Consider the following 13,223-nt stretch of genomic DNA (forward strand, 5'->3'; position numbering starts at 1 on the left):
TCCGCATAATGGGTGGAGGTACCGGCGGGCGGAAGGGGTCGTCTCGTGCCATCGGCTCGGCCGGGGGGCGCGGAGGCTCACGGCCCGTTCTGGTCCGAGCCGGGGACGCTGCTGGAGCACGTGCGCGTGGCCGTCTTCGGTATCGACGACCGTGGCCTCGTCTGCTACTGGGGGCCCGGCGCGGGAGAGCTCTTCGGGTACGAATCCGCCGCCATCCTGTCGAAGCCCGCCGCCCTCCTCTTCGCCGACGAGGTCCGGGGCGAATCCGCTTCCGGTGCCGGGCTGGCGGAGAAGGGCCGGACCCTGGGGTACTGGAGGGGCCGGCTGACGGCGCGGCACCGGGACGGCACGGCCTTCGCCTGCGGATTCCGGGTCTTCTCCGTCGCCGGAGCCGGCAGCCGTCCCGTGGTGATGGGCCTGGCGAGCCGCAGTGACGAGCTCGACCGGGTCAAGACCAACCTCGCCTTCCTCGACGCCCTCTTCGAGACCTGCCCGATCGGTCTGGTCATGCTCGACCCGGACCTGCGGTACATCCACCTCAACCAGGTGCTCGCCGACATGGACGGCCTGCCCATCGAGGCGCACCTGGGGCGCCGCATGGACGAGATCATGATCATGTCCGACGGCGGCGAGTACGAGAGCATGCTCCGCGCCATCGCGCAGGGCGGAGAACCGGTCGTGGGGGCGCTGGTGGGCATGCGCCCGCAGGGGCATCCGGACCGCGACCAGGTGCGGTCGGTGAGCTTCTTCCCGCTGAGCGAGGCGGTCGGCTCGCGCCCCGGAGTGGGCGGGCTGATGGTGGACGTGACGGACCGGGAACAGGCCATTCTCGAAGCCACCGCCAGCCGCAGGCGGCTCGCCCTGCTGGACGGGGCCTCCACGCGCATCGGGACCACCCTCGACGTGAACCAGACGGCCCAGGAGCTGGTCGACGCGTCGATGCCGGACTTCTGCGACGGCGCCGTCGTCGAGGTCGTGGAGTGGATGGACGAGTCGGAGGACTTCGACCCGGCGCGGCCGCTGTCCACCCGCAGGATCGCCTCCGGGACGATCCTCCCCGGGCCGGCGATCGAACTCGTCAGCGGGGTGGACAAGATCCGGTACCCACCCGGGTCCGTCATGCACGACATGCTGAGCACCGGTCGCGCCGTCTCCGCCGTGGTGAACGAGGAGTTCCTGGCCCGGACCGTCGCCATCGAGTCACGCGCCCGCCTCTTCGCCGAGAGCGGGGTGGCCGGCGTCCTCGTCGCCCCGCTCATCGCCCGGGGCACCGTGCAGGGCATCGCCATGTTCGGCCGGTCCGAGGGCCGGCCGGCCTTCACCCAGGACGACGTCAACCTCGCCGGTGAGCTCGCCTCGCGTGCCGCGATCTGCCTCGACAACGCCCGTCTGTACTCCCGTGTCCAGGACATCGCCCTCACCCTGCAGCGGGCGCTGCTGCCCACCGCCCTGGCGAGCAGCCCGTACGTGGACGTTGCCCACCGGTACGTGCCCGGCAGCCGGATCACCGAGGTCGGCGGCGACTGGTACGACGTGATCAACCTGTCCGACGGCCGGATCGCGCTCGTGGTGGGCGACGTGATGGGGCACGGGGTGTCGGCGGCCGCGGCCATGGGGCGTCTGCGCATCACCGCCCAGGCCCTGTCGCGGCACGACAGCGAGCCCGACGACCTGCTCACCGAGCTCGACGAGTGCGCCCAGGAGACCGGCATCGAGCTCGCGACGTGCCTGTACATCGTCTACGACCCGCAGAGCGGACGCGCCCGCATCGCCAGCGCCGGGCACCCCCCGCCCCTGGTGCTCCGCCCGGACGGGACGGTGGAGACCGTCGACGAGGTTCTCGGAGTCCCGCTCGGCGTCGGCGGCTGCCCCTTCCGGGCGACGGAGGTCGAACTGCCCGAGAACGCGACCCTCGTGCTCTACACCGACGGCCTCATCGAAGCGCGCGGCCGGGACATCGAGGCCGGCCTGGACGTGCTGCGCGCCGAACTGGGCCGGGGGAAGGGCACGTTGGAGGAACTGGCGGATCACATCCTCGCGAGCCTCCTGGCCGCCCCGCCGGCCGATGACACGGTCCTCGTCCTCGCCAGGGTCCACCGCACGCCGTGAACGCGGACTACGATCATGCGACGGCAGGAGCGGCACGCGCCGAGGCGTGAGCCGCCGTAACCCACGGCCGAGGAGACTGCTCTTGTCCGACGCGATCACGCGCTGGTTATCCGCGAACGCGCTCCCTCTCGCCGCTCCTTGCGCCGGTGACCCGTACGAGGACCTTCAGTCGCTGCACGAGGTCCTCAAGGGTGTGCGCGTCGTCGGCCTCGGCGAATCCACGCACGGCACACGGGAGTTCTTCCAGCTCAAACACCGACTGCTGGAATTCCTGGTCCGCGAGAGGGGGTTCAGGGCGCCGGCGATGGAGGCCGGCGAATCGGCGGCCCTGGCCGTGGACGCCTATGTGGGGGGCGCCCCGGGCGACGCCGTACGACTGGTCTCCCGGCTGGACTTCCGGACGTGGCGGACCCGGGAGATCCTCGCGATGGTCCAGTGGATGCGGGAACACAACCGCACGGTCCCGGCGGCCGAGCGGGTGCGCTTCGTCGGCATCGACCCGCAGCGCTGCGCGGACTCGGCCGCCGCGGTCGGCGCCTTCCTGGAGGAGGCCGCGCCGACGACCGCCGAGTCCGTACGGGAGCGCCGTAGAAGGCCGCGGCGGCGGGGACGTCGGGCGAGCCGAGGTCGATCCAGCAGGGGGAGCCGGGGACGAAGTCGGTGGTGACCATGATCGATCCCTTTCGCTACTGGAGCTCCGACAGGTCGACCGAGTCCGCGGCGGCGGGCGGCTTGGCCTGGACGGGCTCGTCGAAGGCGGAGAAGGAGGCCTCCACCCGCTCGCCGGACGCGTCGGTGCCCTGAATCCGCAGGAGGTACGGCTCGTCCTCGGTGGAGACCTGGAAGGCGCCCGTCCTGTCGGCCTGCCGGCTGTTGACCGTGATGGCCGGCCGGCCGTCCACGGTGGTGCGCGAGCCCTTTTCGAGCTTTTCGTTCACCGGTTTCGAGGTGAACTCCTTCTTGTAGAAGTCGAGATCGCAGAATTCGGCGAAATCGCTCAGGACCGGGCTGCTCGTCGTGCCGTGCAGATAGCGGCCGTTGATGAGCGCGATCGCGTCCTCGGCCGCGCCACCCGGCACTTGGGCCCGCAGAAGTTTGTCGTCGAGCTTCAGCCACACGTCGTCGCCGCGTTTGACGACGTCGGCCGTGCCGGAATCGCCGGGTGGGGTGACGGTGCCGACGCAGTTGCCCCGCGCGTCGAACCGGAGGTCCAGAGCGGTGGTGCCCGACACGTCGGTCACCTTGGCCGCCATGCGCATGGACGCGAGCTCGGACATGGCCTCACGGGCGGCCGCCGCGATGGCAGGGGCGCTCTTGTCGGCGATGCCGTTGTCATCGGCCCTGGCGGCGCCCGTTCCCGGGCCCGCGAACATGAAGAGACAGACGGTTCCCACGGCCGCACATCGGGCCGCGGCTGCCCGGGGTGAAGACATCGGGCATCACCTCCCTCTGGCAGCGTAGGTCCGCGCGGCGGCGGGCGCAGTCCAGGCGCGGGACGGGCGGGGTACGGGCGCGCTCCGGGGCGGTCAGCGCAGTCGTCGGCCTCTCGTGCCGCCCGCGCGATTGCTGCAGAGTGGGCGTTCGCACACCACTCGACCCAGGGAGTTCCGCTGTGGCCACGACCTCTGAAACACCGGGGACGACGCCCGCCGGTCCGTCTGCAGTCCGGACCGAAGGCGACGGCCCGGTGCGTACGGTGATCCTCAGCCGTCCGGAGGTCCGCAACGCGGTCGACGGTCCGACGGCGGCCCTGCTCGCCGATGCCTTCCGTGCGTTCGAGGAGGACGAGGGGGCGTCCGTCGCCGTGCTGTGGGGCGAGGGCGGTACGTTCTGCGCGGGCGCGGACCTCAAGGCCGTCGGGACCGACCGTGGCAACCAGGTGCTGGCCGAGGGCGACGGGCCGATGGGTCCCACCCGGCTGAGCCTGACCAAACCGGTGATCGCCGCGGTCAGCGGCCACGCGGTCGCGGGCGGACTCGAACTGGCCCTGTGGTGCGACCTGAGGGTGGCCGAGGAGGACGCGACCTTCGGCGTGTTCTGCCGCCGCTGGGGCGTGCCGCTGATCGACGGGGGCACGGTGCGGCTGCCGCGCCTGATCGGGGAGAGCCGCGCGATGGACCTGATCCTCACCGGCCGCCCCGTGACCGCCGCCGAGGCGTACGGGATCGGCCTCGTCAACCGCCTCGTGCCGCCCGGGGAAGCCCGCCGGGCGGCCGAGCGACTCGCCCACGAGATCGCGGGGTTCCCGCAGTCGTGCCTGCGGCACGACCGGCTCTCCGTACGGGAACAGCACGGTCTGGACGAGCGGGAAGCGCTGGCGGCCGAATACCGCCACGGCCTCGTGCCGCTCACCGCGGGGGAGACCCAGGCCGGCGCCGACCGGTTCGCGGGCGGCGCCGGCCGCCACGGCTCCTTCACCGGCTGAGAGGCACGGCCCCGACGGGGTCCCCGGGGGCATCATGGCCATGTGAACGGGTTCCCGACCACCGGTGGCCGAGCCGGTGCCCCAGGATTCCTCGAGGTGGCCCCCACGCCCCGGACCGCGGTCGTGTGGCTTCCTCCGGCCGGACTGTGGCCTCCCATCCAGAGCATCCGGGCCGAGCACGACCCCCAGATCCGCCGCTGGCCCCCGCACGTGAACCTGATCTTCGGCTTCGTCCCGGAGGCCGACTTCACGGCGGCGGCCCCGCTCCTGGCCGCTGCCGCCACCGAGATCGAGCCCTTCTCCGTCCGCCTCGGCGGAGTGCGCATTTTCCGGCACCGCGCCTCCTCCACCGTGTGGCTGGATCCCGCGGCTGCCGGCCCCGCCCCCTGGACGGCGCTCCAGCGGGCCCTGGCGGAGCCCTTCCCCCTCTGCCGCGGCCGATTCCCGTCCTTCACGCCCCACCTGTCGCTGGGGCGCACCCGTGACCCGCGGCAGCTGGCCGCGGAGTGCGCCGCTCGCCTGGGCACCATGCAGGCGGAGGTCGGCGAAATCGTTCTGCTCGCCCGCGGGGGTGAGGAGCCGATGAGGCCGCGGGCCACGATCCTCCTGGGCACGGGCGAACTCCACTGGCACGGAGATCAGTGCGGCTCGCCCTGATCCTCGCCGTCGTCATCACCGTGCTCCTCGCCCGCGATGAGGAGTTCACCCACCGCCTCCCTCAGGACGGCGCGGGCCGGCGCGGGCATCCCCGCGTCGGTCACGAACCAGTCGGCCCGGTCCAGCGCGGCGAAACCGCTGAGCCCGACCACCCCCCACTTGCTGTGGTCGGCCACGACGGCGATCCGCCGTGCCGAGGCGACCAGGGCCCGGTTGGTCTGGGCCTCCGTGAGGTTGGGGGTGGTCAGTCCCGCCTCCTCCGTCACCCCGTGGGCGCCGAGGACGAGCAGGTCCACGTGGAGAGAGCCGATCACCAGGTCGGCGAGCGGGCCGACCAGCGCGGCCGAGGGGGTGGGGGAGCCGCCGGTGAGCAGCAGGGTGGGGGCCGCGCCCGCGCCGTCGCGGTCGGCCGCCCGCACCAGATCGGCCACCGGAAGGGAGTTGGTGACGATCGTGAGCCGCGGCACACCGAGCAGCCGGGTGGCGACCGCGTGCGCGGTGGTGCCGCCCGAGACCGCGACCACGCTGCCCGGTTCCACCAGGCCCGCGGCCGTGTCCGCGATGGCGGCCTTGGCGGCCGCCTCCAGATCGGACTTGGCGTCGAATCCGGGCTCGTGCGCGCTCGGCCCGGCGGTGGCGACGGCCCCGCCGTAGACCTTCTCCACGGCGCCGCGCCGGGCCAGGGCGTCCAGGTCCCGGCGGATCGTCATGTCCGAGACGCCGAGCCGTCCGACGAGGTCCGCCACCCGTACCGTGCCCTCGCGCCGGACCGCGTCGAGGATGAAGGCGCGGCGCTGATGGGCCAGCTGTGCAGCCTGCTGCTCGGCCACGAGGTCACTCCCGGATAGCGGGGACATCCGATCAGAAAGCGACAACATAGCACGCATCATCATGTTGATTTGTTTTGGAATCTGTTTAGTCTTGGTGGGTGAAGAAGACCCTCGCGAGACTCGCGGACGGCCGCGAACTGATCTACTTCGACAACGACGAGAGCGCCGTGCGCGAGGCGCCCGACCTGCGCCCGCTGGACCGCGTGCGCAGTCACCCGGAACTGCGCCGGGACGAGGCGACCGGTGACTGGATCACGATCGCCTCCCACCGGCAGGGCCGGACCTACCACCCGCCCGCCGGCGAGTGCCCCCTGTGTCCCTCCCGGGACGGCCGGCTCGGCGAGATCCCCGCCGCCGACTACGAAGTGGCCGTCTTCGAGAACCGCTTCCCCTCCCTCGCGGGCGAAGCCGGGCGCTGCGAGGTCGTGTGCTTCACCCCGGAGCACGAGGCCGGTTTCGCCGACCTCACCCCGGCCGCCGCCCGCCTGGTCCTGGACGCGTGGACCGACCGCACCGCGGAGCTCTCCGCCCTCCCGGGCGTCGAGCAGGTGTACTGCTTCGAGAACCGAGGGGTCGAGATCGGGGTGACCCTGGCCCACCCGCACGGCCAGATCTACGCCTTCCCGTTCGTCACGCCGCGCACCGCCAAGATGACCGCCGCCGCTGCCGCCCACCGCGCCGCCACCGGACGCAACCTCTTCGAGGACCTGCTGGCCGGCGCCCGCGCCGCCACCGAGCGGGTGGTGACCGCCGGTGAGCACTGGACCGCCTTCGTGCCGTACGCCGCCCGCTGGCCGTACGAGGTGCACCTCTACCCGCACCGCCGCGTCCCCGACCTGACCTGCCTCACCGAGGCCGAGCGGGCCGAGTTCCCCGGCATCTACCTGGACCTGCTGCGCCGCTTCGACCGGCTGTTCCCCGTACCGGGGCGGCCGCAGGGGCCTCCTCCCACGCCGTACGTCTCCGCCTGGCATCAGGCGCCGCGCACCCAGGGCGCGGAACTGGCCCTGCACCTGGAGCTGTTCACCATCCGCAGGTCTCCCGACAAGCTCAAGTTCCTCGCCGGGACGGAATCCGGTACGGACGCCTTCATCAACGACGTGGCCCCCGAGGCGGCCGCGCGGCGACTGCGGGAGGCCCTGGCGTGAACCGGACCGTTCAGTGGGACGAGGGCAGCCGGGCCGAGCGGGTCGCGGACACCTTCGGGCGGCTCTTCGGCGGCCCCCCGGACGGGGTGTGGGCGGCGCCGGGCCGGGTCAACCTGATCGGCGAACACACCGACTACAACGACGGCTTCGCCCTCCCGATGGCCCTCCCGCAGACCACCCTGCTCGCCGCCCGCGCCCGTACCGACGGACGGCTGCGGCTGCACAGCGCGCAGGGCGACGGCCGGATCACCGACCTGGCGGTGGCCGGGCTCGCCCCCGGCGCCGCCAAGGGGTGGACCGGCTATCCGGCCGGCGTGGTCTGGGCACTCGCCGAGGCCGGGCACCCGGTCGGGGGCGCGGACCTCCACTTCGACAGCACGGTGCCCACCGGCGCAGGCCTCTCCTCCTCCGCAGCGCTGGAGTGCGCGGTCGCGGTGGCGTACGACGAGCTGTACGGACTCGGCCTGCCCGGGCCCGAACTGGCCCGGATCGCCCAGCGCGCGGAGAACGGCTTCGCCGGAGTGCCCTGCGGGATCATGGACCAGATGGCCTCCGTCTGCTGCACCGCCGAGGCCGCCCTCCACCTCGACGCCCGCACCCCGGAAGCCCACCGGCAGGTGCCCTTCGACCTGCGGGGGCAGGGGCTGCGGCTGCTGGTGATGGACACCCGCGTCACCCACGACCTCGGGGACGGGGCGTACGCCGCCCTGCGCGCGGGCTGCGAACGCGCGGCCACGCTGCTCGGGCTGCCCGCTCTGCGCGACCTGCCCATCGGGGAACTCCCGCGGGCCCTGGACGCCCTGCCGGCGGAACTCGCCCCGCTGGTGCGGCACGTGGTGACCGAGAACGCCCGGGTCACCGAGGCCGTCTCCCGGTTGCGGGAGGGGGACGCCGCGGCGCTCGGTCCGATCCTCACCGAAGGCCACGCCTCGCTCCGCGACGACTACCGCGTCTCCTGCCCGGAGACCGACCTCGCCGTGAGCGCCGCGCTGGGCGCCGGGGCACTCGGCGCCCGGATGACCGGAGGCGGCTTCGGAGGATCCGTCATCGTGCTGGTGGAGGACGGCCGGGAGGGCGTGGTGGGCGAGTCGGTCACCGCGGCCTTCGGCGCCGCGGGCCACCGCCCCCCGCGCATCCTGGAGGCCACCCCGGCCGCGGGTGCGCGTCGCCTCGTGCCCGCCCCCGGGACGCGGTAGCGGGGGCGTCCGGCGCGGGACGCGGGGTCCCGCGCCGGCAGTTCTTCACCGTTGTGGCGCGTCCGTCCTGCGCAGGTACGGCAGCCGGGTCAAGGGCGCGTCCATCCAGACCGTGGCCGGGCCCTCGTACGACCGGCCGTCGTCGGCCAGCCACGTGCCCGGTGGGATCACGACCTGCCGTCCGACCGCGCCCTTGGCCACCACCGGAGCCACCATCAGGCTGTCACCCAGCACGAACTGGTCGGTGACCGCCGCGTACCCCCGGTGCGGGAAGGCCCATTCGAGGGGGCGCTGGACCGGTTCGCCCGTGGCGGCGGCGTGGGCGGCGAGGGAGAGCAGCTCCGGGGCGAACTCGGTGTGGAGGCGGGCGGCCGCGCGGACGATCGCGAGGCCGTCGGCGGAGAGCACGCGCCACGGCGCCGTGGAGAACTGCATCATGGGGAACAGCGCGGCGATCTGGGCGTAGCGGACGAACAGCTCCTCGTCGAAACCCTCGCCGTCCTCACCCGGGACGAAGCGGAACTCGCCGCCGCCGATCATGTCGGGACATGTGAACGCATGGCCGGTCAGGGCCTGGGCCAGGGCGTTCGGGATCAGGCTCGCCAGCCCGAAGCGTCCCTCCCACACGTGGTACTTGTCCTGCTGGCGTTGCGCGAGCGGCAGGCCCGCCGCGCGCCACGCGTCACGGAACTCGTTGAGCGGGCAGTCGGCACCGAAGCGGTTCCACGCGTGCGTGTAGGCCTCCGGGTCCGCGCACCCGAGCGCGCGCCACCAGGGCGCGTCGCCGCCGTCGAATTTGAACCCGTCGACGCCGATGTCGTCCCGCAGGGCTTCCAGGCGGCCGGCGAGCCATGCCCGGGCCCGCGGATCGAGCAGGTCGAGGCCGGCGCTCCAGCCGTTCCACCACCGGGCGACCGCGGCCCGCCCGTCCGAGCCGGTTCCGAAGTCGCGGACCAGCAGGCCCCGGTCGCCCAGCCGGCGCGCGGTGGGGGAGTCCGGGGTCACGTACGGCACGAGCCACAGCATCACCTTGAAGCCGAGCCGGTGGAGCTCGGCGACCATGCCCGCCGGATCGGGGAAACGGCCGGGGTGGAAGGTCCAGTCCCCGTAGTCGTTGCTCCACCGGTCGTCGATCATCAGCACGCCGGGCGGGAAGCCCTCCGCGAGCAGGCGTTGCGCGTACGCCAGGACCTTCGCCTGGGTCGGCTCGAACACCGTCTCGATCCACAGGTTGTACTGCGGTGCGGCGAAGAGGAGCGGGTCCGGCATCGTGCCGGACGGCGGGTAGTGGCGGGTGATCGCGTGGCGGTACGCCCCGCGCAGGTCGCCGTGTCCCTCGCCGTACTCGACGACCGCGTCCGCTTCGTGCGCCCGCACGCTCAGCCGGCCGTCGGAGAGGGCGAAGGCGAAGGTGCGCTCGCTGTGCACCCAGCGGCCGCGGTCGGAGAGCAGCAGCGGCATGCCCTGGTTGGCCAGCACGTCACGCAGGTCGAAGGTGTAGCCGTCGGGGTACGGCATGTGCCGCCCTTCGGCGACCGCCCCTCCCCACCAGTGTTCCCCGTCGAGGAGGGGGAGTTCGAGTGTCGTCATACCTGTGGGGTACCTCCGGTGAAAGGGGCGGGTCCTCGCACTACTTGACGGTGAAGCCCTGTTCCTTGCCGTACGCCTTCACCCGGTCCTGCCAGGTGGCCAGCGCGCCGGGCAGGTTGCCGCCCGGCTGCAGGGCCTGTCCGACGGAGTCCTTGAAGACGCTGTTCGCGTAGACCTGGAACGGCAGGTACTGCCAGCCGGGGCGCACGGCCTTCGACATGTCGGCGAAGACCTCGTTCGGCTTGCCGCCGGGGAAGAACGGAACCCCGGCGCCGCGGAAGCCGGGATCGTCGAGCAGCACCTTGGTCGCGGGGAACAGCCCGACCTGGGAGTTGAGCGACCTGACGGCCTCCGGGTCGGTGCCAAGCCACTGGACGAAGGCCACCGAGGCCTCCTTGTTCCTCGCCTGGGTGGTGACCGCGACCGACGAGCCGCCGTTCTCCGCGCTGACACCGCCCGGCATGGGAGCGACCGACCACTGACCGCCGCTCTGCGGGATGTTCTGCTCCAGAACCGCCGGCGCCCAGGCGCCGGCCAGCCAGGTCGCGTACCGTCCGGAGGCCATCGACTTCCACCACTCGTCGGTCCAGCTCGCGGTGGAGTCGACCAGCTTGTTCTCGATCAGCGGGCCCCAGGTGTCGGCGTATGCCTTGGCCCCGGCGTCGTTCTTGAGGTCGACGGCGACGTCGGTGGCGCCGTCGACGGTGTACGGCTTGCCGCCGGCCTGCCAGATCAGGCTGTTGGACGTGCCCGCGTCGCCGGGGTCGACGTACGTGATCCGGACGTCCGGACCGGCGTCGTGGATCTTCCTGGCGAGGGCGCCGTACTCCTCCCACGTGCTCGGCGGGGTTGCGCCGAACCTGTCGAGGATGTCCTTGCGGTAGAACATGGCCATCGGCCCCGTGTCCTGCGGTATGCCGTAGATGCCGTCGGCGACGCTGACCTGGGACCAGGCCGAATCGGCGAACTCGTCCTTCAGAGCGGCGGAGCCGTAGCCGGCGAGGTCGACCAGGGACTTGGTCATCGCGAACTGGGGGAGCGCGAAGTACTCGATCTGCACGACGTCGGGCGCGCCCGTGCCCGCCTTGAGGGTGGTGGTCAGCTTCGTGTACTCGTCCTTGGACCGGCCCGCGTTGACCAGGTTGACCTTGATCTTCGGGTACTTCTTCTCGAACAGCGCGACCGTCTTGTCGATGTTCGGGACCCAGGTCCAGAAGGTGATCTCGGCGGGCCTGTCCAGGGCGGCCCGCACGGCCGCGGGGTCGCCCTTGCTGCCGCCGTCGGAGCTGCCCGGGCCGCCGCCGCACGCGGTGAGAGAGAGGGAGAGGGCCGCGAGGGCGGCCGCGCTGAGGGCGCGGGTGAGAGCCGACGGCCGCAGGGAACTGCTCATGTCGAAGCCTTTCGTTCCGGACGTGGAGAAGGGTGGGCGGTGGGCTACTGCTTGACGCCGCCGGCGGCCAGTCCCGATTGCCAGAACCGCTGGAGGAAGAGGAACGCGACGATCAGCGGGACGACGGCCAGCAGGCTGCCGGTGATCACCGGCGGGAGGACCGGTGTGGCGCCGGCGCCGGCGCCGCCCTGCGCGAGCGAGTCCCACTGCCGCAGTCCCACCGTGAGGGGGAACAGCTCCGGGTCGTTGAGCACGATCAGCGGCAGGAAGTAGTTGTTCCAGGTGGCGACGAGGGTGAACAGCAGCACGGTGACGAAACCGGGAGCCAGCAGACGCAGCGCGATGGTGAGGAAGATGCGCAGTTCACCGGCGCCGTCGATGCGTGCGGCCTCCAGCACCGCGTCCGGAACGGCCTCGGTCGCGTACACGCGCATCAGATAGAGCCCGAACGGACTGGCGAGGGAGGGCAGCAGGACCGCCCACGGTGTGTTGACGATGCCCATGTCGCTGAACAGCAAGTACGTCGGGACGGCGAGTGCGGACGCGGGGATCGAGATCGCCCCGATGACGACGGCGGACAGCATCCGGCGGCCCACGAACTCGTACGTGGCGAGGGCGTACCCGCCCATCGTCGCGATGACCGAGGCCCCACCCGCCCCGACCACCGAGTAGAGAAGGGTGTTGCCGAACCAGCGCAGGTAGATCCCGTCCTCGTAGGCGAAGGCGTCCCGGACGTTCTCGAACAGGTGGAAGCCGTCCCCGAACCACAGCCCGGGCGACTCGAAAAGGGTCTGGTGGGACTTCGTCGCACTGATGGCGAGCCAGAGCAAGGGGATCAGCGTGTACGCGAGCATCAGGCCCATCGCCACGGTCAGAGCGGTGGACGCCCGGCCCGGGCGGCGGCGCGCGGCGGTCACCACAGGCGCTCCCTTCGGGCGGTCGCGCGCTGCACCCCGAACACGACGAGCACGGTCACCAGGCCGAGCAGCACGGCGACGGCGGCCGAGTAGTTGAACTGGCGTCCGTCGAAGGCGAGGCCGTACGCGTACATGTTGGGGGTGTAGTTCGTGGAGACGGCGGCGGGCGCCAGGGACTGGAGCACGCTCGGCTCGTTGAAGAGCTGGAAGCTGCCGATCACCGAGAAGGTGGTGGCCAGCAGCAGCGCCGGGCGCAGCGCGGGCAACTTGATGCTGAACGCCTTGCGGAAGGCTCCGGCACCGTCGACCTCGGCCGCCTCGTACAGCTCCTCGGGGATGGACCGCAGCGCGGCGTAGAAGATCAGCATGTTGTAGCCGACGTACGACCAGGTGACGATGTTGCCGATCGACGCGAGCATCCAGCTCCCGGAGAGCAGGTCGGGCAGCTCGGTGTGCAACAGGTCGCCGATCTCGCCGGCGAGGCCGAAGCGGTCGCCGTACAGGTAGCCCCACATCAGTGCCGCGACGACGCCGGGAACGGCGTACGGGACGAAGATGCCGATCCGGAACAGCCCCGGCGCGCGCAGCCGGCCACTGTCGATCGCAAGGGCGGCCGCCAGCGCGAGGCCGAGCATGAGCGGTACCTGGATCGCGAAGAAGAGTGCGACGCGGGCGAGACCGGCGTGGAACAGGCTGTCCCCGAACGCCTTGGTGTAGTTGTCCAGCCCGGTGAAGACCATCCCGCCGATCATGCGCTCCTGATAGAGGCTCAGGTTGACCGAGTACGCCAGCGGGGCGACGACCGCGATGACGAAGACGCAGAGGAACGGCAGGAAGAACGCATGGGCGGTGAGGTTGCGCCGAGCAGCGCCGCGTTTCAAGGGTAGGATCTCCGATGCGTGTTAGCGCCAACATGGCGGCGCGGTTCGGAACCGTGTGTCGACTCCTCTCGGAGAGTGTC

The 13,223-nt window shown here is 72.0% G+C and carries 11 protein-coding genes and 2 pseudogenes; 6 read left to right on the forward strand and 7 right to left on the reverse strand.

Going from position 1 to position 13,223, the window contains the following annotated elements:
- Window positions 1-45: 45 nt before the first annotated feature.
- Both OG332_RS40745 and OG332_RS40750 read left to right on the forward strand, forming a co-directional pair.
- Entirely contained in the window at window positions 46-2,109 is a 2,064-nt protein-coding gene (locus OG332_RS40745) for a SpoIIE family protein phosphatase (RefSeq protein ID WP_327418165.1), read from the forward strand.
- 304 nt (window positions 2,110-2,413) lie between these two features.
- A pseudogene (locus OG332_RS40750) lies at window positions 2,414-2,659 on the forward strand (erythromycin esterase family protein); the annotation flags it as partial.
- Window positions 2,660-2,690: 31 nt separating this feature from the next.
- Here OG332_RS40750 and OG332_RS40755 read toward each other — a convergent pair.
- Window positions 2,691-2,780 (reverse strand): annotated as a pseudogene (locus tag OG332_RS40755) (VOC family protein); the annotation flags it as partial.
- A gap of 15 nt (window positions 2,781-2,795) precedes the next feature.
- Window positions 2,796-3,503 (reverse strand): hypothetical protein, encoded by a 708-nt coding sequence (locus OG332_RS40760; protein ID WP_327418166.1) that lies wholly within the window; start codon window positions 3,501-3,503, stop codon window positions 2,796-2,798.
- 218 nt (window positions 3,504-3,721) lie between these two features.
- Between OG332_RS40760 and OG332_RS40765 the strand changes: the two genes are divergently transcribed.
- Both OG332_RS40765 and OG332_RS40770 read left to right on the forward strand, forming a co-directional pair.
- Complete coding sequence (locus OG332_RS40765) at window positions 3,722-4,534, forward strand: crotonase/enoyl-CoA hydratase family protein (RefSeq protein ID WP_327418167.1); 813 nt, start codon at window positions 3,722-3,724, stop codon at window positions 4,532-4,534.
- Between the two features lie 96 nt (window positions 4,535-4,630).
- Window positions 4,631-5,191 carry a 2'-5' RNA ligase family protein gene (locus OG332_RS40770; protein WP_327418168.1) on the forward strand — a complete coding sequence of 187 codons (561 nt, stop codon included), beginning with the start codon at window positions 4,631-4,633 and terminating at the stop codon, window positions 5,189-5,191.
- Here OG332_RS40770 and OG332_RS40775 read toward each other — a convergent pair.
- Window positions 5,173-6,021, reverse strand: a complete 849-nt coding sequence (locus tag OG332_RS40775; protein WP_327418169.1) for a DeoR/GlpR family DNA-binding transcription regulator — start codon at window positions 6,019-6,021, stop codon at window positions 5,173-5,175. The two genes, OG332_RS40770 and OG332_RS40775, sit on opposite strands and share 19 nt — an antisense overlap.
- Before the next feature lie 98 nt (window positions 6,022-6,119).
- Here OG332_RS40775 and galT point away from each other — a divergent pair, with 98 nt between their 5' ends.
- Window positions 6,120-7,169 carry a galactose-1-phosphate uridylyltransferase gene (gene galT, locus OG332_RS40780; protein WP_327418170.1) on the forward strand — a complete coding sequence of 350 codons (1,050 nt, stop codon included), beginning with the start codon at window positions 6,120-6,122 and terminating at the stop codon, window positions 7,167-7,169.
- Window positions 7,166-8,365 (forward strand): galactokinase, encoded by a 1,200-nt coding sequence (galK, locus tag OG332_RS40785; protein WP_327418171.1) that lies wholly within the window; start codon window positions 7,166-7,168, stop codon window positions 8,363-8,365. Before galT ends, galK begins: the two co-directional genes overlap by 4 nt.
- A 45-nt stretch (window positions 8,366-8,410) precedes the next feature.
- Here the strand turns inward: galK and OG332_RS40790 are convergent, their stop codons facing one another.
- From OG332_RS40790 to OG332_RS40805, 4 genes are read right to left on the reverse strand one after another with little or no spacing between them, the layout of a single operon-like run.
- Window positions 8,411-9,955, reverse strand: a complete 1,545-nt coding sequence (locus OG332_RS40790; RefSeq protein WP_327418172.1) for a glycoside hydrolase family 31 protein — start codon at window positions 9,953-9,955, stop codon at window positions 8,411-8,413.
- A 40-nt stretch (window positions 9,956-9,995) separates the two neighbouring features.
- Window positions 9,996-11,345, reverse strand: a complete 1,350-nt coding sequence (locus OG332_RS40795) for an ABC transporter substrate-binding protein (protein WP_327418173.1) — start codon at window positions 11,343-11,345, stop codon at window positions 9,996-9,998.
- Window positions 11,346-11,389: 44 nt separating this feature from the next.
- Entirely contained in the window at window positions 11,390-12,262 is an 873-nt protein-coding gene (locus tag OG332_RS40800) for a carbohydrate ABC transporter permease (protein WP_442816291.1), read from the reverse strand.
- The gene (locus OG332_RS40805) at window positions 12,259-13,143 is read right to left on the reverse strand and encodes a carbohydrate ABC transporter permease (protein ID WP_327418174.1); all 885 of its coding nucleotides are present in this window, start codon (window positions 13,141-13,143) and stop codon (window positions 12,259-12,261) included. Before OG332_RS40805 ends, OG332_RS40800 begins: the two co-directional genes overlap by 4 nt.
- Between the last annotated feature and the right edge of the window lie 80 nt (window positions 13,144-13,223).

Source organism: Streptomyces sp. NBC_01233, from assembly GCF_035989305.1.
GTDB lineage: Bacteria > Actinomycetota > Actinomycetes > Streptomycetales > Streptomycetaceae > Streptomyces.

Coding starts and splice junctions, on each gene's coding strand:
- OG332_RS40790 (WP_327418172.1), bottom strand. CDS start 9,955: ATGACGACACTCGAACTCCCCCTCCTCGACGGGGAACACTGGTGGGGA.
- OG332_RS40795 (WP_327418173.1), bottom strand. CDS start 11,345: ATGAGCAGTTCCCTGCGGCCGTCGGCTCTCACCCGCGCCCTCAGCGCG.